The following is a 21,740-nucleotide window of genomic DNA, read 5'->3' as shown; positions in this document are numbered from 1 at the left end:
CGGGCCGTCCTCCGCCGAGCGTGGCGGGTGTCCGCTCAGTGAGAGGACGGCGGAGGCGGGGGAGGGCGCGTCTGCTCGCTGGCAGGAGCCGGAGCAGCGTCCTCCCCCAGGTCCCAGGTGATGTAGCGCGCGGCCTCGGGGACGTTCTGCTTCAGCTTCGCGCAGGACACCTGGGCCGCGGCGCCGCCGGCAAAGACGAGCAAGCAGCTCTCGGTCCGCGGGTCGACCAGGTAGCAGAGCCTCTCAGCTGCACTGGCAGGCGTAAGTCGCGAAGGCCTCCCCTTCGCTCCAGCCCAGGTCCTTGCAGGTCTGCGTACACGTCGCGGCGGAGACCTTGGCGGAAGCATTCCCGCCCTCACAGAAACAATTCAGCTCATGCGGGTAGACCTCGGCTCTGCCCTGAGCGAAGCCAGAGGTCGTACAGAGGTCCGTGCAGGCCATGGCTGGATCCTCATCCTCATCATTGTTGTTGGTGACGCCGCAGGCCGAGGAGGTCAGGGCGAGGATGCAGACAGTGAGAGCAAGGCGCATGCTCCAGAGGATACCCGAAGCAGCCTGCCTTCAATGAGAGAGACCGGGTGCTCGGTTCGCCTCACTCGCTTCTCGGTCGTCAGGGTAAGCGCTACCATCCGGGCCCGCATGAAACCGTCCCTCTCATCCATCCTGGCGTTGGGCGCGCTGGCTTCCCTGGCCGCCTGTGTGCACGGGCCTCAGGGCTACATGGCGCCGGACCCCGCCGTGCGTGTCGTCGTGGCTACCCCTGAAGAGGTCCGCAAGGCGCAGCTGCCGGGGTGGACACTGACACTGCCTTTTGGCGCGAAGCAGGATGGCACGGAGCTGATGTTGAAGTTCATGGAGCAGGCGGATGCCGCCGGGGCGAAATACCTCAGTGACGTCAGCATCGTGATCGCTACGGAAGAGGACGGTCAGCCGGTGGAGTGCCGCACGCGCGTCGTGCCGGTCCTCTCGACGCACACCACCCAGCAGCAGGTGCAGAGGCCGGGGCACATCGTCTCGCGGCCCATCCTGATGCCGGTGACCCGCACCGTCACCGAGATGGACTTCCGGTGCCAGATGGTCTCCGAACCCAGGACGGTGTCCGAGACGTATCAACAGTCCCAGTACGATCCCTCGTCGAAGACGACGCGCTCGGTGACACGCACGCGGATGGTGACGCGTCACGAGATGAGGCAGCGCTGCTCCCACGTCCCCGTGACGCGGACGGTGACCCGGTACGAGTATCAGCACCGGAGCGAGTACATCCCTCCGCGCTTCGACGTGGTGACGCAGTACCACTCCCTGTGGAACCTGACGGAGACCCCGCCGGAGTGCACTCCGCGCCAGCAGGAGGCCCAGGGGCCATCCAGCGCATCCCACCGCATCGAGGGCCGCGCTCATGGGTGCACCAACGCCGCGCTCTATCCTACGTCCACCAGGCCCATTGAGGACATGACTCGCGCGGAGCGGCTCCGCGAGCAGATTCGGCAGAAGCGCATCGCCAACGGCACCGCCAAGGTCGGCTGCGAGGATCAGGTGCTGAGCCCCATGGCCGCTCCCGCTCCCTGAATCCAGACGATGGTTCCGGTAGAGGGCGATTCCTCTCCGTCATGTCGGTCTGCTTCCGGTAGCGTTCCTGGCTTTGCCGTTCACGGCGTGAAGCGAATCTCTCTCTGCTGGAGGCCTTCTCCATGAGTACCGGATGCTGGAAGCTCCTGCCGTTTCTCCTGGCCCCGCTGCTGGGGGCCTGTGCCACTGCGGGCGCGAGCGGCGGCGGGGCGGGCAGCTCCCCGGTCGCGTGGCTCGCGCGTGCCCGGGTCGTCGAGCTCGGCCACCCGCTCACCCCGGACATGCCCGTCTTCCCGGGCGGAACGCGCCTCAACGCGAAGGTGTTGGGCACCGTGGAGCGTGACGGCTACTTCATCCGCCAGGTCGAGGTGGGAGAGCACGTTGGCACCCACGTGGACGCGCCAGCTCACTTCGCTCCGGGCTCTGCCACCGTGGACAAGCTCTCCCCGGAGGTGCTGACGGGGCCAGCGGCAGTGGTGGATGTCACCGCGCAAGTGGCTGGCAACCCGGACTATGAGGTGACAACCGCGGACATCGAGTCCTGGGAACGCGAGCACGGTCCCCTGCAGCCTCACCACCTGGTGCTCATCCGGACAGGCTGGGCCGCGCGCTGGCCTGACGAGCAGCGCTACCGCAATGCGGATGCGGCCGGTGTCATGCACTTCCCCGGCCTGTCCCTGGCCGCCAGCCGCTTGCTGCGCCAGCGACAGGTGCGAGCCATCGGTATCGACACCCTCTCCACGGATCCAGGTCCCAGCGCGACGTTCGAGCAGCACAAGGACTTCCTGGCCGGGGGCGGCTACCACATCGAGAACCTCGCCGATCTCTCGTCGCTGCCACCGACCGGGGCTTTCCTCGTCGTCTCTCCGCTCTTCGTGAAGGATGGCAGCGGCGCTCCGGCGCGGGTGTTTGCCTTCCTCCCTCCTTGAAAGGGTGGAGGGTGCGGCGAAGCGTCGTGTTGCTCGTCACGGTGGCCTGGCTCGCCGCGACGGCTGGAGTGCTGCTTCGCGACCGCGTCGCGGCGGTGGCGGCGCTGACGTACGCCCCGGTGCCCTTGATTGCCTTGGCCGGAGTGCTGATCGACGCATGGCTTCGGGGCCGCGCGTGGCGGCGACCGCGCTTCGGCCTCTCGCTCGCCTGCGTTGCAGTGGCTGTGTGGCATGCAGCGGGGATGATCGGATGGCGTTCGCCGGGGCCCGTACCTCCGGGCAGCGTTCCAGTCCGTGTGCTGTTGTGGAACGTCCGCTGGGGAGGGGAGACGCCCGAGCGCGTCACCAGCGCATGGGCCGGCACGGTCGCCGCGATCGTGGCGGAGTCCCCCGATGTCGTCGTGCTGAGCGAGGCGCCGTCCCTGGCTCACCTTCGGGAGCTGCCTGCTGCGCTGGGCCCGCGCTGGTCGTTCGCGCACGTCCAGCACGCCGCCGGCGCGGATGACTGGTATCGGCTCGCCGTGGTGGCGCCCCATCCCGTCACGTTGGTGGCGGAGCATGCCCTGGCGGATGGAGTCGGCGGCGAGTTCGTGGTCGCGCGCCCGGAGCGAGCGCTGCGCGTGCTCGTGGTCGATGGGCCCAGTGCCCCGTGGCATGACCGCCGGCCGATGCTCGCCGCGGTGCTGCAATGGGTGACCCGAGCCGCGGCTGACGGGAAGCCGGTCGACTGGATCGTCGGCGACTTCAACGCTCCGTCGCGCAGCATCGGGTTCGATGCCTATGCCGGGGCAGGGTGGACCAGTGCCGCGTCCTTCAGCGGCTGGCGCGGCACCTGGCGCGCTCCTCTTCCCTGGCTCGACCTGGATCATGTCTTCGTCCGGGACGACGCCTGGAGCGTGAGGGCCTGCCGACACTTCACCGGTCCACGGCCGCTCGACCACCGCGCGATCGTGAGTGAGCTCGCCCTGCTACGGTAGCCCGTGAGACGAAAGCTGGTGACCCCAGACACCAGGTGGTGAATGCCGTCATCGCGCGGAGCGACTCCAGTCGAGGCCTGGTGAGCGGGGCGCTCGTTTCAAGTGCCTGATTTCCCAAGGGACTGATGACTCCAGCCCACCTGGGCATGGCCCCGCCTACACATGGCGCGCTTCCTGCTCATGCCCTGGTCACGTCTGCCCCTCACTCTTCGACCCGGAGTCGGAAATGTCCATCGCGCCCCTGAACCGCTCTGCCTGCTCCCTGCCGCTCTCGAGCGCCTCTCAGTGCCAGCCGGTCTCCTCTCCGGTCCAGGGTCTGGAGCGCACTTCGGCGCAGCAGCCTGGGAACGCCCTGCGCCAGCGGTTGATGGCGGACTCCTTCGAGCAGGGCCCGCGCGGGCTGGGCGACGCCTTGGGAGCCGGCCAGGCGATGGGCGCTGCGGGTGGCGCCGAGAAGACGCAGCTGGTGGCGCAGGCGCTGGGCGAGCTCATGCAACTGCTGCAGAGCCTGCAGGCGCAGCTTCCAGGAGCCGCGGGCGGCGTCCCTGATGCCGCTGCCGGAGCGGTGGGCGGGGTAGGGGGGGCGGCCTCCGCGCCCCAGGCGGTGCAGGCGCCCCTCGACGCGCCCAAGGCCCAGGGCTCAGCGGCGGCAGCGAGCACGTCCAACAGCCCGGACACCGCGAAGCACCCCACCTACGCCAGCGAGGCGGGCCCGGGCTTCGGTCCGCCCTCCGCCGGGTCCACCGAGCAGGTGAACCCCAGCGAGCCGTGGCTGGCCCGCAACAACGTCGGCACGCCCTACAACAGCAACATGCTGCTCATCGATCCGAGCCAGAAGAGCCAGTACAAGTACACCAACACGTTCACCAACAAGACGGACAAGCCGCAGACCATCACCCTGTGGAACAAGACGGGAGAGACTGGCAACCCGAACGATGGGCAGCACTTCGACAAGAGCACGCCGAAGACGTTCACGCTGCAGCCCGGCCAGTCGCAGCTCGTGGCGTTCGACACCAACAGCAGCGTGGCGTGGTGCGTGTCGAAGGACGGCACGGCGAACCCGGAGGCCAACTACGGGCAGACCTGGGGCGAGGCGACGTTCGCGAACGCCGGCACGGGCTGGAGCGGCTATGACACCAGCCAGATCAGCCCCGCGGGCCACAGCGGCAGGATGTCCATCTCCAACGAGGCCTCGGGCCATACCGTGACGGAGGCGAACGCCTGGCAGACGCCCTCGGACAACCCCGCGGGCAAGGATGTCGGCGTCCCCGCCGGCCCGCTGCACCTGAACACGGTCTTCAGCTGAGGGGAGGGGCGGACGGATTCGCGGACCTTCCCCGCCGAAGACTGATAAGAGAGGGCGCGCTCCCACCCACGAGAGGAAGCCGCCTTCATGTCACACGTCGATCCGAACCTGCGCCGGGAAATCTTCGGCTGGTACAGCCACCGGCTGGGCATGGACATGCCCATCGTCCGCTACGGCCACTGGGGCCCCGCGATGCTGCTCTTCCCCACCGCCGGAGGAGACTTCCTCGAGGCCGAGCGCATGGGGCTCATCCAGTCCGTCGCGCACCACCTGTTCGCGGGCCGGTTCCAGATCTTCGGCATCAACAGCATCAACCCCTGGGCGTGGATGAACTCCCGCATCCCCATCCACGCGAAGGCCCACAACCAGGCGCTCTACTCGGACTACGTGGAGCAGGAAGTCGTCCCGCACATCCGCGCCTGCCTGCAGAACCCGCACGCGCGTATCGGCGCGACGGGCGCCAGCTTTGGGGCCTTCTACGCCGCCAACGCCTTCTTCCGGCGTCCGGATCTGTTCGAGGTGCTGCTCGCCATGGGCGGCTTCTACGATCTCCAGCCGGACTTCCTCCACGGCTATTGGAGTGACGAGGTCTACTTCAACAACCCCGCCTCCTATGTGCCGAACCTGCCCGAGGGGCCGGCCATGGATCTCATCCGGCACCACAGCCGCATCCACCTGCTGTCGAGCCGCGGCGCGTGGGAGCACCCCGGCTATTCGGAGCACTTCAGCTACCTGCTGCACCAGCGCGGCATCCCCCACAACCTGGACATCTGGGGCCACGACATGCCCCACGACTGGACCACGTGGTTCCGGCAGCTCGACCACTACGTGGGCGAGCGGCTCGGGTACTGAGGCCCCCCGCGCTTCCTGCCCTCGGACTCGTCGGGTTTGCCGCGGTGTCAGTCCCCGTGAGACCGGGTAATCGCTCGCGAACCCGCTGCATGAGACACGGACCGTCATGGCTGCTCGAGTGGTGCTCATCGGCAAAGACAGTGACCGCCTCTTCGCGCTGGGCCGGGCGTTCATGGAGCTGGGGGCCGGCAAGGTGGATTCTGTGGAGTCTCCGCTCCACGCCACCTCGCTGCTGACCGCCGACGAGGATCCGATCGCCTTCATCTTGATGCCGGGCACGCGCCAGCTGGTCCTCCAACGGTTGCTGCTGGAGCACCAGCGCCAGTCCTCCAGGGCGCGTCTCTTCATGCTCGTCTCCGGCACGCCCGACGTTCCCCCGGGAGTCACCCCGCTCGAGGACATGCCCGAGGTAATGAGCATCGCCGAGCGGCTCTGGGGAGAGCTGCGGCAGGCCCTTCCTCGCTTCGAGAAGGGCACGCTGGTGCGCCCGTTCTGGCAATGTACGGTCTCGCGAGCCTGGGACCGGCAGCGCGCGCAGACCGTACTGCTCGCTCGCCTGCCCACGCTCGAGAGAGGCCCGGACGGGGAGCTGGTGGCCGACTGGCTGGAGGAGGCACGGCGGGCCCAGGCCGTCCAGCACCGCAACCTGCCCCCACTGCTCGAGGCAGGCCACCTGGAGGATGAAGGCTTCCTGCTCTGGGAGGACCTGAGAGGCGTGCCGCTCAAGGATCGCATCTACCCCAGGTTCATGAAGGGCCTGCGGCCCCTGAGCGTCGAGTCCTGCCTCTGGGTGGCCACGCAGGTGACGGAAGCGCTGGCCGAGAGCCACCGCGCGGGCCTGTGCCACTACCTGCTCGATCCGTCCACGGTCTGGGTGCTGCCAGACGGAGGCGTGCGGCTGATGTACCTGGGCTTCGGTCGCGAGGCCCTTCAGACACAGCGGGTGCTCGACGGCCGCTTCAGCTCCATCATCCCGTCCATGGCGGACACGGCGCCCGAAGAGCTGGCCCCCTACCACTCGCGCAGAGATGCGCGCACGGACGTGTACCGGCTCGGGCTGCTGCTCTACGAGATGCTCTTCGAGCACCACCCCTTCTATGAACGGAACGATCCCCTGGCCGAGATGAAGGCCATCCGCGAGAAGGTCCCCCAGCCGCCGGTGGAGCGCCGGCCGGAGCTGCCAGCGGGCCTGGTGTCGCTCATGCTGCGGATGCTGGAGAAGAATCCGGACCGGCGCCCGGCGGACGCCGCGGAAGCACTGGAGGCCCTCGCGCCCTTCCGCGCTCGCAGCGCCCTCTTCCGCGCGCCCGAGGAGCTGAGCCAGTGGAGCCAGGAGTTCCTGCGTACACGAGGAGGCGAGGACTCAGCGAGCTGAGGTGAAGACGGCCAGCTGGGCGGTGCTCGCGCAGCACTCGAGCCGCACCCTACGTCAGCCGCGGGCACGCAGGCGGCGGAGCGCCCCCTTACACCAGTCGATGTGAGCGCCCAACCCGGCCAGGCCATATTGCAGCGTCAACCAGCCGAGCAATGCATCCAGCTCGCGCGGTTCGCCGGTGGGGAAGAGCTCCTTCTCGAGCGTCAGCAGGAAGTCTCGTTGCGCCTGAGCGTCCCTCGAGCTCGACTCCAGGTGAGCCAGCGCGTCGGCCAGCTCTCCCTCGTTCGCGAAGAACAGCTTGAGGAGGAGCTCGTTTCTCTCGACGTGAGGGGCGGGCGCCTCCTTGATCCAGAGGGCCAGCGCCTCGCGGCCCTTCTTCGTGATGGCATAGCGGATGCGTTTGCGATCGCCGAGCCCTCCTTCGTCGACGACGCGGATCAGCCCCTCTGCGCTGAGCGCCGACAGCGTGGGGTAGAGCTGTCCCAGGCTCTCCTGCCAGAAGTGGCCGAAGCTGCCCTCAATGCGCCGGCGAATCTCGTAGCCGCTCGCAGGGCCGCGCGCCAGCACCCCCAACACCGCGGGCCGGGTCCGGTTCTGACGCACTCCTATTGGCTTTCTGGGTTCCTTCATCTATCTTCCAGATATATCTGCCAGATGCGTCGAGCAAGGAGAACCAGTATGAAGCGTGGGTTGTTGGGACAGGGGCTCGCCCATGGCTAAGGGGTCTCTCAAGGCACCGCTGGTGTCGGCCTTCGTCGGGCCTGTCGCCTTCCTCGTCCTGCTGGTGGGCTTCTCCGCCTGGTTCGTCCGAGGCGGCCCTCCCAGCGACCCGCAGGAGGTTGCCGAATGGGTGACGGGGAAGATGGGGCTCATCCTGCTGCTCGTTCAGGTGGTGCTGGCCACGACCGCGTTCTGGCTCTGGCGCTCAGGAGCCGTTGCCACCACCCTCCGGCAGCCGGCCTGGCCATGGCCACGAGCCGTGGTGATCGGCGTGCTGTTCGGCGCAGGCCTCTTCGCCGCCTACGCGCTGGGTATCGAGCGCCAGCTGGTGGCGCTCCAGGCGAGTCTGGGCGACTACGTGTCCTCGGGGGCGATCGTGGATCGCATCAGCCGGCCGCTGAGCCTCTTCTTCCTCGCCAACTGTGTCATGGCGCCCGTGGCGGAGGAGGTCATCTACCGGGGGCATGTGCTGCCGCGCCTGGCGGAACGGTGGGGATCGTGGCCAGCGCTGCTCCTGAGCGCGGGGCTCTTCGGAGGGCTCCACTGGGCCGGCGGCTTCTGGTACATGGCCGCTACGGCGCTGCTGGTAGGCCTTCCGCTGGGGCTGCTCTTCCTGCGCTCGGGCATGCTGGCACTGCCGCTCGCGGCGCACCTCACGCTGAACCTGCTCGAGTTCGGCATGGCGTTCGGGCGACACGGGTGAGCGCCTTTTTGCCGAACGTTCGGCAAAACCGAGGGCTCGTTCGGAACGCTGCCGGGCCGAACGTTCGGCAAAAACGGAGGGACGCGGCAGCAGCAGGCCCCAGCAGTGCCCTGTCTCCGACCGTGGACTGCACAGTCTCGGCTCTCGGACGGCACCTCTTCACAAGTACCTGAATTTCCGCGTGCGGGAGGTTGGCCCCGGTCCTGCTCTATGGGGACGCAGCCGGCAAGCCCTCGTCACCGCGCGTGCTCCACGGGCCAGGGCTGCCGGAGCCGAGAAGCCCTCGGTGCCTTGACTAGACCTCCTCGAATCTCGTGCCTATGGCGCCCATACCCTCTAGGGCGTCCTTGATCTCCCCGGAGACAATCAGGGTGACCTCCCAACCCTCGGGACGGAACACCTTAGCGGTTCCCACGCTGGCCTTGTCGATGCGCATGTCACGCACGGAGGCATACTGACCGACCTTGTGAGGCACTCCGTCCTCGTGCGTCCAGAGTTCGATCCGGGACGCTGTCTCGTCGATGCAGCGGATCAATCGTGTGGCCACGAGGATCAGGTACTGATCAGGGTGGCCCTCCACGTCCACCGGGAGCAGTTGCACATCATCAGGGGCCACCTTCGCCAACATGGACGCGACCCGGACATGAACCACCGGGATACTGATGCCCGCTTCCGTGAAGTCCAGTGGCTTGCCAGCGATCTCGATGGGGATTCGCAAGCGCTCCTGAATGTGGACGGGGGCACCACTCGAAAACTGCGCGTCATCCACTTTGAGGCCATGACGGTCCCTCGGCATCGCCAGGTGCCAGCGGTGCGGGATGCTCACATCGTCGGCGAGTTCAAAATAACGCTTGGGCATGAGGGCCATTTAGCGCGGTGGCTGCCGGGTGACGAGTTGGTTCAGTTCTGTTCCCGGCGTGGCGATCTGCCTGGCCAGTTTCCGGAGTCGGCCCGTCAACGCCTCACGGCAGTCCGTGACGGTGCGGCAGGCCCGCGTTGCCGCGTTGAGTTCCTTGAAGATGATCTGATGATACCGCTCGGGGTGTGGTCCGTAATGCCCCGGCAGAGGCATCTTGTTCGCTGGATCATCCAGCGTCATCCCGGCCTTGGCGAAGATCTCCCGGAACCTCGGCGTCCACTGGCCCCCGCGTGCGGTGGACTTGTCGTTGCAGATGGTGGCGATGTGGTGCGTCTCGACACAAGGGGCCTTGCCGCCACTGTCCCGCGCTGCCATCGCCACCGCGTTTGCAGGCATCGTGACGCTGACGCCCTCGGCCGTCACCGCAATCTCCTCCACCGCCCCCAGCGCTGGAAGACGGATGCCGGCCTGACCCTCGGCCTGCATGGCTACCTGCGCCGAGCCGGGCAGCGTCGGCACCCGCGCCGCGAACTCTTGCGCCGTCCGTCCAATCGCCGCCATCAGCAGCATGGCGAACGCGCGCGCCGACTCACGCCCGATGATCTTCCCGAATCGCTCGCCCGCATCGCGGATCTGCTCAAACGTGGTGGCGACCTTCACCGCATCCATCAGTTCGAGCCATCCCGTCACGAGGTTGCGGATAGTGTCGTAGCCCACGTACAGGATCATCCCGAGGCCCACCACCGCCACCAGCGCCGGAGCCACGGGGTTGAGCGCCATGATCAGCAGCATGTATCCGAACGTGAAGAGGGCCGCGCTCATGAGCGCCCGAAATTCCACCATCTCGCCCAGCGCCTTCTGCATCTCGTCCAGCACCGGGCTTTTGCTCAGGGCCAGCGCCCAGACATAGCGGCCGTGCATGTCCAGGTAGCGCCCACCCACCAGCGCGCCCCGAGACAGTCCCCATAGAAGTTGTGCACACGCTGGCACCAGACCCGGTAACGCTCCGCTGTCTCCAGGTCGTCTTTCGTCAAGGTGCCGTCCCAGGTCTCGCCGGGCCCCAGTGGCACCACCTTCCTATCCCTCGGCAGGTAGAGGTAGTTACCGCTCTGGGGATCGATCTGAAACATCCTCTCCGCCGTCTGGCGCGGCGTGCCTGTCAGCCGCGCCTCGCGCGCTAGCTGCCTCATGGCCTGCTGGAACTCCTCTTCCTCCAACACGACGGGTTGCAGGTCCGCCGTGCGGGGAATGTGGACGACGACCTTCCCTGGGCCTTTCTCCTCCACAACGGGGGCCCTCGGGATGCCGCTGCACGCCACGAGGAACGCAAGGATCACCGCGTTGAGCCTCCAGAGAACCCGCAGAATCATGTGGCACCCCTTCATGTGAGGAGGGAGCAGGCTAGAGGGCTGCCACCTGGAAAAGGAGGAGGCGCCGGGTGACGCCTGTTGCTCCTCCCCGCCCATCCTACGGGGGATGCTCTCCCCAACGCTGGCGCGTTGAATCTCGCTGCGTCCCCGCCTCCCTCGCCACGTAGCGCCACGCCACTACGGAACTCCTGCCTGCTGTGTCGCTCGCAACCTGCCCAGCGTCGGAGCGGCTCAACGGCACTACCGCTCGCGGCGCACCTCACGCTGAACCTGCTCAAGTTCGGCATGGCGTTCGGGCGACATGGGTGAGCGCCTGAACGGTCGTGCCAAGAGGCGTACACGCCGTTCCATGGCGTGGAACGCCGCGCACGAGGACAGGCGAGGGGGCGAACACTGAGCTCAGCGGGCGGGGAGTTCCCGAAACACGATTCCTCCCAGATCCAGTCGGCGCACGGTGTCCACGAAGCGCTCGTTACCGATGATCAAGGTCAAGAAGCTCGCAAGCCGGAAAAGGTCGACGTGCGTGGGCAGCGACGCGGCCTCCAGGATGGGCTGCTCTGGCAGGGAGAGTTCTTGGCGGCCGCATGTCTCGCAGGGAGGTGGAAGGTCGGGTGGGAGGCAGTCGGCGTGGAGCTGGCCGTACGGGTGAAGTTCGAGCTCCAGCAGCTCGGGGGGATTCTTCTTGCGGAAGCGCAGCTCGGTGCGGCGGCCCTTGATGTCGCGGAGTCCTTCGGCTTGCAGGCGCTCTACCGTCTCGCGGTGGGCCAGCATCGTCCACGGGTTCTGGAAGCAGAAAGGTCCAAAGGTCCCCGAGGCAGTGCCTACCAGTGGGCCGAACCTTGTTCCTGGCCAGAGAGGCACCCCAGAAGGTACCCAGGGACGTACGAGTTCACGGAGTCGAGCGAACTCGGCGAAAGGTTTCGTTCGAGGCTCCTCGAACTCCTTGTGTTGTGGCAGGGAACCCAGGTCCACGGAGGGGTAGGCATCCGAGCCGTCAGACCAGGTGGCTCCACAAGTAGGACAGCGAACTCCGGGCAGCTTCCACCGATGGGCAGCGTCGATATCACCTGTGCGGCGCGACAATTCCTCGGGGTCGAGCAAATAGAACTTCACCTGTCACCCACGCCGGCCTGAGTAGTAGGGGACAACAGGCCCTGCCAGCTCGAACTCATAGATCATCTTCCCAGCCTGCCGGTAGATGGCGTCCGGCAACGCGCGCGGATTTTCCCTCCTGAACTGTCTCCAGGCGTTGTTCCACAAGCCCCCGCGCTCTCCCTCGCCGTGGATACGCCTACCAACTCCTCGGGCCGGCACGATTGTTCCAGCCAGGGTGAGGAGGGACTGCTTCGAGGCACACGCTGCAAGCAGCAGGCTCAGCAGCACACCCGTTTTTCGGAGCTTCATGGGAGGCCTCCGCGGCAGAGCGAGGAGGGTATCGCTCTTTCAGGGGTCCGAGATCCACGAGGCTTCGCCAACTGTGTCATGGCGCCCGTGGCGGAGGAGGTCATCTACCGGGGGCATGTGCTGCCGCGCCTGGCGGAACGGTGGGGATCGTGGCCAGCGCTGCTCCTGAGCGCGGGGCTCTTCGGCGGGCTCCACTGGGCCGGCGGCTTCTGGTACATGGCCGCCACGGCGCTGCTGGTAGGCCTTCCGCTGGGGCTGCTCTTCCTGCCGAACGGTCGGCAAAACCGAGGGCTCGTTCGGAACGCTGCCGGGCCGAACGTTCGGCAAAACCGGAGGGACGCGGCAGCAGCAGGCCCCAGCAGTGCCCTGTCTCCGACCGTGGACTGCACAGTCTCGGCTCTCGGACGGCACCTTCTTCGCAAGCGCCTGAATTTCCGCGTGCGGGAGGTTGGCCCCGGTCCTGCTCTATGGGGACGCAGCCGGCAAGCCCTTTTCACCGGCCGAGTCTCAGCAGGAGTGAGGCTCAACAGGGGGGCGCACACATCCATGAATAGCAACGACGTAATCCCCAATCCCTATGAGGGACTGACGCAGGAGCAGGCGCTGGAGACCATGCGCCAGCTGGTGAAGGACGAGACGCGCAACCACATCCGCATGGGGTTGCTCTACAACTACCTGGTGGACAGCAAGCTGCTGGAGGGCTCCAAGCAGTACAAGAGCCCGCTGGACTTCATCTGCGACAACGTGGAGGAGGTGTCGCGCACGTCCCTGCAGGACTACGGCATGGTCGCGCGCGCCTTCCGCGAGGAGGTGAGCACCCGCTACGGCATCTCGCGGCTGCGCCTGCTGCTCAACTACAAGGACGCCACGAAGCTGGAGTTGGACTACCAGGAGCCGGGCACCACCCCCATCCAGGTGCCGGACAAGAAGGGCGAGGTGAAGCTCAAGCTGTTCGCCGACTGCAGCGTGGAGGAGCTGCGCCAGGCGCTCAGGCATGTGCGTGAGCAGGAGCCTGGCACGCCCTTCCCGCCGGAGGATCGGGCGGTGGTGGACGGCTACCGCGAGGCCATCATGCGCAGCGTGCCGCGGGGCTCGCCGATGCGGGTGCAGCTGGCCCGTTACAAGGACGAGTCGGTGATGGAGATCCGGTACATCCCCCTGGGGCAGGTGAATCACCTGATCGAGGGGCTGCTGAGCCAGTACTCGGCGGCGAGCATGGCGCCGACGCCGGTGAAGCGGCAGGACAAGCCGCAGCGGTCGTAGAACCTCGCGGTGAATGAACAGCGGCCCCGTGTTCCGGAAGGTTCGGAGTGCGGGGCCGCTGCTGTTTCCACCCGGTGGAGGCGGCGGCAATCGAACCCGCACCGGGCGGTGCGAACCTCTAGCAGAATCGCGCCCTTACCTCGTAACCGCCTGGAATGCTTAGGAGTCGATATCCCGCCGCGTCCCGTTTCGTCCCGTCCTGTTCCATCCTGTTCCGCACGCTCCTGCGACATACGTGCAACATGGCGGGCGTGGTGAGCGCTGGGGCATCGCTGCGAGCGTCCAGGCCGGAACATGCGCACGGAGTCCGTGATGATCCATGGTGTCCTTGTCCGCCGTGACGGTGATGGGAACCTGCGTCCCCTCCACCAACGTCACCACGAGTGGCAGGCGGTCCTCTGGAGTCAAATCGAGGATCGGTACCAGCACTACCACCCGGATCTGGGGCTCGCGGTCCGTAGCACTGGCAACCGAGGCCACCAGCACGGCAAGCAAAACGAGCCGGGAAGGCAGGAGGTCGAGTATAGCTCACCTGACCTGGCAGGATGGGAGGCAGGGGGACAACCTTCGGCGCTGTCGTTCGGCATCTCTGGCCGTTTTATCATGGAGTCCATGAAATTGCCGGAGCGAGCCCTTGTCCTCTGGATGCCGGTCATGCTCGCGGCCCTCATGGGAGGCTGTTCCACGGGAGCCCGCGTCACTACCGTTCGTGCTCTCGCGCCGCTCCCTGGGGCTGAGCCGAACATGCTCGCCATGACCGACCCGAACCCGCCTAACGCCGTGTCCCAGGCTGCTGGGAGTTGCTGGAACACCATCAGTTGCTGTGTCCAGAAACATCCCCTGACTCCGGTGCAGAGTTGCGGCGCTGATCCCCTCGAAGCGGCGAAGATCCTCGAAGCGCTCGGGCAGCTTGAAGCCGCCGCACGGGTCTTGGAAGCGGCGGGACGGAGGGAGCCACCCTGGAAGAAGGAGTGCCGCCGACAATATACCGAATGCATGAATGACGGCTGGGTCGGAACATGGAACTGTGTTGACTGCCTCCGGTACTGCGAAGGCCAGCAGGGGAAGTGGCCGGAGGATCGGTGCTTCAAAGAACCGAGCTAGAGAGGAATGCCATCATGGCTGCTGAGCTTGACTGGGAACCCATTCGCGTACTGGGGCGACGAGTCATCGAGCGCGGTGAACCGCTCGAACTCTCGGACGAGGTACGCGCTCTCTTGCAGCGTTCCACAGAAGAGGTAGCGCTCTCTCCAGAGGACGCGGCGAGTGCTCTGCGCAGTGTCCCCACGGCCACAACGCTGCTTGGAGAGATCACGCGCCGCATCCGGGAGGGCTCGGCCCGTCTCTCCAAGGCTCAAATCCGGGCATCCGACCTCCAGGATGCAGGCGACCTGGACGGCGCATGCAAGCTGATGGAAGAGGTGCTCGCCGTTGAGGTCGTTCCTCACTACCGCAGGATCGCCGAGGCCCAGCTTCGCAAGGCAACCCGGCTCAAGTCCGTTGCTGCGAGCGGGCAGGCAGATGCGAAGCTCTCCGTTCGTGCACAGCTCCCCGTCCTTCTGCACCGCGTCCAGCAAGGGCACCCGCTGGAACTCAACGAGGGGATGCTCGTCTTCCTGCGACGGGCCGCCGCTGACGTAGGCATGAGCGAGGCCGAAACGGAACCGGCGCTAGGCAGTCCTGAGAGTGCAGGGGCGCTTCTCGGGCAGATCATGGGGCGCTTCCGTGACGCCGAAGACCGCCTTGAGCACGCGCTCTCAAGAATGTCGGAACTCCGGGATGCAGGGGATCTCGAAGGTGCACGCCAGCAGATCCGCGAATGGCTCGCCGTGGAGGTCGTCCCGAGGTTCCGCCGTGCCGCCGAGGAGAACCTAGCGGGCCTGGACGAACCGCCCCCAGCACCGTAGACCAGCGCCGGAGCCACGGGGTTGAGCGGCATGGCGTTCGGGCGACACGGGTGAGCGTCTATTTGCCGAACGTTCGGCAAAAACGAGGGCTCGTTCGGAACGCTGCCGAACCGAACGTTCGGCAAAAACAAGGACGAGTCGGTGATGGAGATCCGGTACATCCCCCTGGGGCAGGTGAATCACCTGATCGAGGGGCTGCTGAGCCAGTACTCGGCGGCGAGCATGGCGCCGACGCCGGTGAAGCGGCAGGACAAGCCGCAGCGGTCGTAGAACCTCGCGGTGAATGAACAGCGGCCCCGTGTTCCGGAAGGTTCGGAGTGCGGGGCCGCTGCTGTTTCCACCCGGTGGAGGCGGCGGCAATCGAACCCGCGTCCTCGCTGCTGGGTGCATGCTCTATCTCTGGCAACCCAGCGGCGTCGGCTGAGTCAGCGCGGTCAACTGGATGGCAGTGACCCAGGGGAGGGCAGGGACTTGCAGGAGGTGCTGCATGAAGCCGATTCCACTCCACCCATGAGGTAGGGTGCGACGAAGGGGTGGAGATGAGCGCCCCACGCCGGAGAACGCCATGGGGAAGAAGGTGCCCTTGCTGGAAGTGGACCCGCGGTGCCTGCCGCTGGGGATGAGGGTGGGCCCATGGCGGATCCGAGGCTGGAGCGGGCGAGGCGCCAACGGCAGCGTGTACCGGGTGGAGCGCGCCGGGCCTGGGGCAGATGGCAGGTTCGCGCTCAAGATGGCTCACTTCCCTCGGGACGAGCGCTTCGAGCGCGAGGCGTGGCTGCTCTCACGAACGCGGAGCCCTCACGTGCCCCGGCTCCACGCGCGGGGCGAGTGGAAACACCCCTTCGGAACCTTTCCGTACCTCGTCATGGACTGGATAGAGGGAGAGCCGCTGTACGACTGGGCCGAGCGGCACAAGCCCTCCTCGCGACAGATGTTGCGGGTGTTGGCCCAGGTTGCACGCGCCCTCGAGGCCGTCCATGCCATCGGTGGCGTGCACCGCGACGTAAAGGGGGACAATGTGCTGGTGCGGCCGGCGGACGGCAGGGCCTTCCTCCTGGACTTCGGGGCGGGGCACTACCGGGGCGCGGCCACGCTGACCTCGAAGCTGCTGCCTCCGGGGACATCCGTCTACCGCAGCCCCGAGGCCTGGGCGTTCCTGGGCCTCTTCAAGCGCCACCCGACCGCGCACTATCCCGCCAGCACGAGCGATGACCTGTTCGCCCTGGGAGTGATGGCCTACCGGCTGGTGACGGACGAGTATCCGCCGCCCACCCAACCGGAAGAGCCAGGCTCGGAGGTATGGCGCGAGGGAGGTGCAGGGCCGCGCCCTCCGCGCGAGCTGAATCCCAACGTGAGCCCGGAGCTGGATGCACTCATCCTGAGGCTGCTGTCCAGGGAACCCGTGGAGCGCTTCGAAGGTCAGTCCCGGAAGGCGGCCGAGGCACTGGAGCAGGCCGGGGCAGGCGCGGAGACGGAGGGGGAGGGGCCTCCGTCCAGTTGGGAGCACGAGCGCGCGGAGGTCATGCGCCCGCAGGTGCCGCGCAGGCCCAGGAGCCCCTTGTGGGGAACGGAAATGGCGGTGGCTGTCCTCGGGCTGCTGCTCGCCTGTCTCATGGGGGCCACACTGCACCGAGCTCGGAACGGGGTAGGGGATGGCTCGGAGAGGGCCTCTCCCGAGAAGGGCACGGTCGCGGTGGGCGACAGGAGCCATGACACCTCCGCATCGACGCACGGCGGGGTGCCCACGGCAGACGGGAAGCTGACGGTGGCACGGGCCTTGCCCGAGACACCGCTCCCTGGCCAGAGCAAGCCTCCATGCAAACGAGCGGGTGAGGTGGCGATCCACGGCGGATGCTGGTCCGCGCTCCGCGACCTCAAACCGCCCTGCAAGGAGGAGGGGAAGGAGGACGCGTATGACTGGAAGGGAGGCTGCTACGTGCCTTCGTACCCCGTCGGGCGAGAGCCCACCTCGGACAGCCCCTGAAGGAAGCCCGGTGGAGGTCCCCGGTGCCCCTGAGGGTGAGGCGCCACCGCTCTGCACATTCGCAGTCCACGCCAAGGCGGGATGGGGCGCTCTGTGGTATCGGCTGTCCATGCACACGACATCCTCGGACGCCCCTGCCCCTGGGCGGCCCCCACCATCCGGGAGATCCCTCCTGCGCAGCCTTGGAAGTGCCGCTCCAGGCCTCCTCGGAGCATGTATCCTCGTGGCCTGCACGCTCTTCTTCAGCCTGCGTCCGTTGAGCCCTCCGGCGGTGGTGCTGACGTCCGGGCCCGCCGAGGTGTTCTCGGCAGAGAGGGCCTGGCGTCACGTGGAGGTGCTCGCGACGGAGCCGCGGCCTGTTGGTTCCGCCGGACACCAGCGCGCGCAGCGCTACCTCCAGGAGAGTCTCCAGGCGTCCGGTGCGGAAGTGCACCTGCTCACGGGGGCCTCGGTGAGTGTGCGCTACGGCGTCCCCTTCGAGGCCGGACGGGTCACCAACATTCTGGCTCGGCTGAGAGGCACGGCGCCGGAGGAAGCGTCAGCCGTGCTGCTCGTCGCCCACTACGACTCCATGCCCGGCAGCCCCGGAGCGGGCGATGACGCCCTGGGGGTCGCGGCCCTGCTGGAGACGGTGCGCGCGCTGAAGGCGGGACCGCGGTTGAAGGGCGACGTGTTGCTCCTCTTCACGGACGCGGAGGAGGGAGGTCTGCTCGGCATCCAGTCCTTCATCCAGCAGCACCTGGGGCGTGAGCGGGTGGGGTTCGTCCTCAACCTCGACGCGCGGGGAGTCAGGGGCCCTGTGCTCCTGGTGTCCGCGGCCGGGCCCGTGGGGGAGCTCGTGTCCGGCGCGAGGCGGGCCGCCGCTCCCCTGAGCGCGTCCTCTGCGTTGCTCTGGATGGCGCGGCCGTGGACGCGCGGAACGGACTTCTCGCCGCTCGCCGAGGCAGGGCTGGCCGGGCTCAACTTCGTCATCGTCGACGGCGCGGCCCGCTATCACACGGGAGCCGACACGCCGGAGGCTCTGGACGAAGGAAGCCTCCAGCAGGCGGGAGACATGGCCACGGCGCTCTCCCGGTGGTTTGCCACACACCCCGTTGGGGCGAGCGGCCATCCCCGCAGGCCCGACACCTTCTTCACGCTGGGGCCATGGCTCGTGCGCTACCCCGCGAGCCTGTCCATCGCCCTCGCCCTGCTGGCAGCGGCCCTCGCCCTCGCGGCCTATCGGATGGGTGCACGCGGAGGGCGCTGGTCCGCTCACCAGTGGCTTCGCTCCCTGCCCTGGGCGCTCGTGCTGCCCGCGGCCTGTGCGGCGCTGGGCATTGCTGTCTGGTGGGGCCTCTCCCGCGTTCACCCGTCCTTGCTGCCATCCCCGCGCGCGGACCCCTATGTGCCTGCCCCCTTCCGCGTGGGGCTGCTCCTGCTCTGTGTCGCACTCGCCGCGGGGCTCGCCCGGCGCCTGTCTCCCGAAGGCCGGATGTGGGCAGGGCCGCCGGCCGCGGCCGTCCTCGCGTTGTTCCTGTTGGTGCGCGCAGCGGAGGCGAGCTACCTGCTGGCACTCCCGCTCCTGGCACAGGCCGGCGCGGCGCTGTGGCGCACCCGCGCCCGCGCGGACAGGACGCAGCTCGCCCCGGCTCTCCTGGATGGAGCCGTACTTGTCGTCACCGTGTGCCTCTGGGCGCCGTTCCTCTTCATGGGGTGGATAGGGCTCCCGCTCGCGCAAGCAGCGCTCTCCTGCGGCATCACGGGCCTGGCGCTCCTTCCGCTGCTCCCGTTCCTCGGGCGCTTGCGGGGGGCCTGGGGCCTCTTCCTCGGTGCAGCGCTCCTCTGCCTCCTGGCAGGCGCTTTCTCCGCGCGCGCCGGGACGGCCGCCCAGCCCAGTCTCTCCGACGTGGCCTATGGCTGGGATGCGGCAACGGGCAAGGGCTCGTGGCTCAGCATGAGCCAGCGCTTGGACCGCTACGCCCGAACCCTCCTGGGTGACGAGGCTCTCCGCGGCCCCAGTGATTTCGTCAACGCCACGGATGCGAGTGTGTGGCAGGCCCCGGCGCCTGCCGAGCCCCTGCCGGCTCCGCGAGTCGAGCCTGAGCTGGACGAGGTGCGCCCGGACGGTACGCGACAGGTCCGCTTGAGACTCGCATCGACGCGGGAGGCGCCCTGGCTGTGGGTCTTCCTCTCGCCCGCCGTCCAGGTCCTCGAAGCCTCCGTGGATGGACTGCCGGTGGCGGATGCCGCTTCGGCGCCGTTCCCCGGTGAGCGCTGGGGGTTCCGGTTCGTCGGCCTGCCGCCAGACGGCGTCGTCCTGGAGCTGCGCGTCCGCGTGCCTGTAGACGGAGGGGACCTGACACTGGTGGACCAGACCTTCGGGCTGCCCGCCTCCGCGCCTCCACGCCCGGATGATGTCGTCACCGGGCGCTCGTGGCTGTCAGGCTCGAGCCTCGCTCGGACGGTCTGGCGCCTTCCCGGAGCTGTCCCCTGAGCGCCGCCGCGCCGGGCACCTCGTGAAGCGCCCCGAGCGGGATGCGGGTGGCCTCAGGGCGCGAGGACGCGGTCGAGCTCGCCGGGCAGCAGGGAGGGTCCGCTGCACAGGCGCGTGGAGGGATTGCAGACATACGAGGCGCCGCACTCCGCGTTCGTGCCATTGGGGCAGGGGCGGAGCGTGCCACCGGCCTCGGCCAGCGACTGGAAGACCTGGGGGCCTTCACCCATCGCCACCTCGTTGCCCAGCGGCATCACGTAGGTCCGCACTCCCCGAGCGCGCAGGTTGCTCATCAAGGCCGATGGGGCGTCCAGGTCCAGGCAGCCGAGCCGCGCCAGCGCCCCCATACAGCTCAGCGCGGTGCAGCGGCACAGCGCGGGCTGGGAGCCGTCGTTGGGATTGTTGGCGTTGCAGTTGGGCAGGCCGTCCGAGATGATCACCACCGCGTCTCCGGCACTGGCGGCCGAGGTGCCGAGCGGCGTCTGCTGCACCAGCATCTCCAGCGTGTCGCCCAGGGGCGTCGAGCCCGCGGGAGTGGGCACGTTCCGGATCGCCTGCAGCACCGCGTCCGCCGAGAGCTGAAGGCGCGTGGCCTCATCCACCGTGGGCGGAGGGACCGTCAGCTGCGAGAAGGACCGGCAGGACTCCGCCGCCGTCGAGCTGCCGCTCTCGGTGGCGGGGAAGAACGCCAGGCCGTAGCGAGCCTGGGTGGCATGGCTGGACAGGAAGGTCTCCAGCTGGGTCTTCACGGTGCTGAGGCGTGTGGGGCATCGGGAGAGATCGCAGTTGTCCTGTCCCTGGGTGCCGCAGAGGGTGTTGTCGCCCATCCGGCAGTTCGGGTTGGTCGTGTCGAGGGGCGAGATCATGGTGGCGGAGCGATCCACCACGAAGATCACGTAGGGCTTGCGCGAGGTGGTGCCTCCATCCGGCTCAGGGCTCCCTCCGTCTGGCCCCGGGTTCCCTCCGTCTGGCCCCGGGTTCCCTCCGTCTGGATTCGTGTTTCCTCCATCCAGAGCCGTGTTGCCTCCGTCCGGTGAGGGGCTGCCTCCATCCGGGTCTGCCGGGGGCTGCTCCGAATTGGAGCACGCCAACGCCAGGGCCAGCAGCAGGCCTGGGAAGAGACCCCCACGCCACCTCGGGAACATGCGCTTCATGTGTACGCCTCACGCGGAAGGAAGACCGAGGTCTACCATCCTGGGGTGACGCGCTAGAGCTGCTCGGAGGAAATCCTCGACGTGCGTGGCCAGCGCGTCGGGTACCTCGAAGGTCGGGAAGTGACTGGTCGCTTCCAGCTTCAGGACCTGGAACCACGGATGATCCGCGGAGAAGGATTGCTGTGCCATCCGGTACGCCGGATCCGCTGGCTGCGAGTACAGGTGCATCGTCGGAACCGGGGGCGACAGGGCGGAGAGCGCGCGCAGCGGATAGCCCTCCCGGGCGTAGGCGGCGCCGATCTCCCTTCCTGCCCGGCGCCACATCTCTCCGGCGAAGGCGCCCATGTCCTCGCGGACGAACCGTATGACGGCGGGCGAGTCGACGCCCTTCAGCCACATGCTGAAGAGCGCGTCACGGCTGTCCTGCCACGCACCGGACTGGAGCCCCTGGAGCGCGGCCAGGAAGGGTGGGGGTGGCTCCAGGACGATCCAGTCCAGCAGCACGAGCCCTCGCACGCGCTCGCCCAGCCGCCGGCGCAGCTCCAGGGCGATCCATCCCGCATGGGACAGCGCGATCGGGACCACCTGCCGCGCACCACTGGCCTCCACCACCGCGAGCGCGTCGTCCACCAGCGTCTCGCTGGAGAAGTCCTCGCCTCCCTGCTCGGACTGGCCGTGCCCGCGCAGGTCCATGGAGAGCACCCGGTGACGCACCGAGAGCCTGGGCAGGAGCGGGGCGAAGACAGCCCGGCTGGTGCACCACCCAGGCAGGAGGAGCAGTGCCGGCTCGCTCTGCCCTGTGTCCTCGAAACGGATGCGCGCCTCGTGAGAAAGCACCTCGGGCATGGTGATCCTCCTCTCCCGTGCAGGGCTACGCTGGCCACTGCGCGTGCTG

General features: G+C 67.9%; 20 protein-coding genes and 2 pseudogenes. 14 read left to right on the top strand and 8 right to left on the bottom strand.

Annotated features, from left to right (window positions below; all coding sequences use genetic code 11):
- Positions 1–35: 35 nt before the first annotated feature.
- On the bottom strand, positions 36–203 hold the full coding sequence (locus KY572_RS05785) for a hypothetical protein (protein WP_224241229.1): 168 nt from the start codon (positions 201–203) through the stop codon (positions 36–38).
- Positions 204–639: 436 nt separating this feature from the next.
- On the opposite strand from KY572_RS05785, the gene KY572_RS05780 reads away from it, so the two are divergent.
- From KY572_RS05780 to KY572_RS05755, 6 genes are all read left to right on the top strand, one after another.
- Positions 640–1,566, top strand: a complete 927-nt coding sequence (locus tag KY572_RS05780; protein ID WP_224241227.1) for a hypothetical protein — start codon at positions 640–642, stop codon at positions 1,564–1,566.
- 122 nt (positions 1,567–1,688) lie between these two features.
- Positions 1,689–2,495, top strand: a complete 807-nt coding sequence (locus KY572_RS05775) for a cyclase family protein (protein ID WP_224241226.1) — start codon at positions 1,689–1,691, stop codon at positions 2,493–2,495.
- A 26-nt stretch (positions 2,496–2,521) separates the two neighbouring features.
- Positions 2,522–3,472, top strand: a complete 951-nt coding sequence (locus tag KY572_RS05770) for an endonuclease/exonuclease/phosphatase family protein (RefSeq protein ID WP_224241224.1) — start codon at positions 2,522–2,524, stop codon at positions 3,470–3,472.
- Positions 3,473–3,698: 226 nt separating this feature from the next.
- Positions 3,699–4,778: a hypothetical protein gene (locus tag KY572_RS05765; protein ID WP_224241221.1), complete on the top strand. Its 1,080-nt coding sequence runs from the start codon at positions 3,699–3,701 to the stop codon at positions 4,776–4,778.
- Positions 4,779–4,865: 87 nt separating this feature from the next.
- Positions 4,866–5,630 carry an esterase family protein gene (locus KY572_RS05760; RefSeq protein WP_224241220.1) on the top strand — a complete coding sequence of 255 codons (765 nt, stop codon included), beginning with the start codon at positions 4,866–4,868 and terminating at the stop codon, positions 5,628–5,630.
- Between the two features lie 106 nt (positions 5,631–5,736).
- Positions 5,737–7,005, top strand: coding sequence for a protein kinase domain-containing protein (locus KY572_RS05755; RefSeq protein WP_224241219.1), 1,269 nt, complete (start codon positions 5,737–5,739; stop codon positions 7,003–7,005).
- Between the two features lie 54 nt (positions 7,006–7,059).
- Here the strand turns inward: KY572_RS05755 and KY572_RS05750 are convergent, their stop codons facing one another.
- Complete coding sequence (locus tag KY572_RS05750; protein WP_224241218.1) at positions 7,060–7,635, bottom strand: PadR family transcriptional regulator; 576 nt, start codon at positions 7,633–7,635, stop codon at positions 7,060–7,062.
- A gap of 82 nt (positions 7,636–7,717) precedes the next feature.
- Between KY572_RS05750 and KY572_RS05745 the strand changes: the two genes are divergently transcribed.
- A complete protein-coding gene (locus KY572_RS05745; protein WP_224241217.1) occupies positions 7,718–8,428 on the top strand; it encodes a CPBP family intramembrane glutamic endopeptidase in 711 nt (236 codons plus the stop codon).
- A gap of 295 nt (positions 8,429–8,723) precedes the next feature.
- Here the strand turns inward: KY572_RS05745 and KY572_RS05740 are convergent, their stop codons facing one another.
- From KY572_RS05740 to KY572_RS05720, 4 genes and pseudogenes are all read right to left on the bottom strand, one after another.
- Positions 8,724–9,287: an imm11 family protein gene (locus tag KY572_RS05740; RefSeq protein WP_224241216.1), complete on the bottom strand. Its 564-nt coding sequence runs from the start codon at positions 9,285–9,287 to the stop codon at positions 8,724–8,726.
- 9 nt (positions 9,288–9,296) lie between these two features.
- Positions 9,297–10,657, bottom strand: a pseudogene (gene sitA5 / locus KY572_RS05735) (SitA5 family polymorphic toxin).
- A 399-nt stretch (positions 10,658–11,056) separates the two neighbouring features.
- Complete coding sequence (gene sitI6 / locus KY572_RS05725; protein ID WP_224241212.1) at positions 11,057–11,770, bottom strand: SitI6 family double-CXXCG motif immunity protein; 714 nt, start codon at positions 11,768–11,770, stop codon at positions 11,057–11,059.
- Between the two features lie 3 nt (positions 11,771–11,773).
- Complete coding sequence (locus KY572_RS05720; RefSeq protein ID WP_224241211.1) at positions 11,774–12,061, bottom strand: DUF2380 domain-containing protein; 288 nt, start codon at positions 12,059–12,061, stop codon at positions 11,774–11,776.
- Here KY572_RS05720 and KY572_RS48065 point away from each other — a divergent pair.
- From KY572_RS48065 to KY572_RS05690, 7 genes and pseudogenes are all read left to right on the top strand, one after another.
- Positions 11,999–12,322, top strand: a pseudogene (locus tag KY572_RS48065) (CPBP family intramembrane glutamic endopeptidase); the annotation flags it as partial. The gene KY572_RS05720 and the pseudogene KY572_RS48065 sit on opposite strands and share 63 nt — an antisense overlap.
- A 285-nt stretch (positions 12,323–12,607) precedes the next feature.
- Complete coding sequence (locus tag KY572_RS05710) at positions 12,608–13,324, top strand: hypothetical protein (RefSeq protein ID WP_224241523.1); 717 nt, start codon at positions 12,608–12,610, stop codon at positions 13,322–13,324.
- Positions 13,325–13,618: 294 nt separating this feature from the next.
- Positions 13,619–14,428: a hypothetical protein gene (locus tag KY572_RS05705; RefSeq protein ID WP_224241209.1), complete on the top strand. Its 810-nt coding sequence runs from the start codon at positions 13,619–13,621 to the stop codon at positions 14,426–14,428.
- A 14-nt stretch (positions 14,429–14,442) separates the two neighbouring features.
- On the top strand, positions 14,443–15,231 hold the full coding sequence (locus KY572_RS05700) for a DUSAM domain-containing protein (protein WP_224241207.1): 789 nt from the start codon (positions 14,443–14,445) through the stop codon (positions 15,229–15,231).
- A 141-nt stretch (positions 15,232–15,372) separates the two neighbouring features.
- Entirely contained in the window at positions 15,373–15,501 is a 129-nt protein-coding gene (locus KY572_RS47050) for a hypothetical protein (protein ID WP_263451375.1), read from the top strand.
- Between the two features lie 250 nt (positions 15,502–15,751).
- Complete coding sequence (locus KY572_RS05695) at positions 15,752–17,215, top strand: serine/threonine protein kinase (protein WP_317987817.1); 1,464 nt, start codon at positions 15,752–15,754, stop codon at positions 17,213–17,215.
- A 223-nt stretch (positions 17,216–17,438) separates the two neighbouring features.
- Positions 17,439–19,691, top strand: coding sequence for a M20/M25/M40 family metallo-hydrolase (locus KY572_RS05690; protein WP_224241204.1), 2,253 nt, complete (start codon positions 17,439–17,441; stop codon positions 19,689–19,691).
- A gap of 53 nt (positions 19,692–19,744) precedes the next feature.
- Here the strand turns inward: KY572_RS05690 and KY572_RS05685 are convergent, their stop codons facing one another.
- Positions 19,745–20,557 carry a vWA domain-containing protein gene (locus KY572_RS05685; RefSeq protein WP_224241203.1) on the bottom strand — a complete coding sequence of 271 codons (813 nt, stop codon included), beginning with the start codon at positions 20,555–20,557 and terminating at the stop codon, positions 19,745–19,747.
- Positions 20,558–20,854: 297 nt separating this feature from the next.
- Complete coding sequence (locus tag KY572_RS05680; protein ID WP_224241201.1) at positions 20,855–21,691, bottom strand: alpha/beta fold hydrolase; 837 nt, start codon at positions 21,689–21,691, stop codon at positions 20,855–20,857.
- Between the last annotated feature and the right edge of the window lie 49 nt (positions 21,692–21,740).

Source organism: Hyalangium gracile (assembly GCF_020103725.1).
GTDB classification, from domain to species: domain Bacteria; phylum Myxococcota; class Myxococcia; order Myxococcales; family Myxococcaceae; genus Hyalangium; species Hyalangium gracile.
Note: the sequence above shows the minus strand (reverse complement) of the source record. Positions and strands in the feature narration are given on the sequence as shown.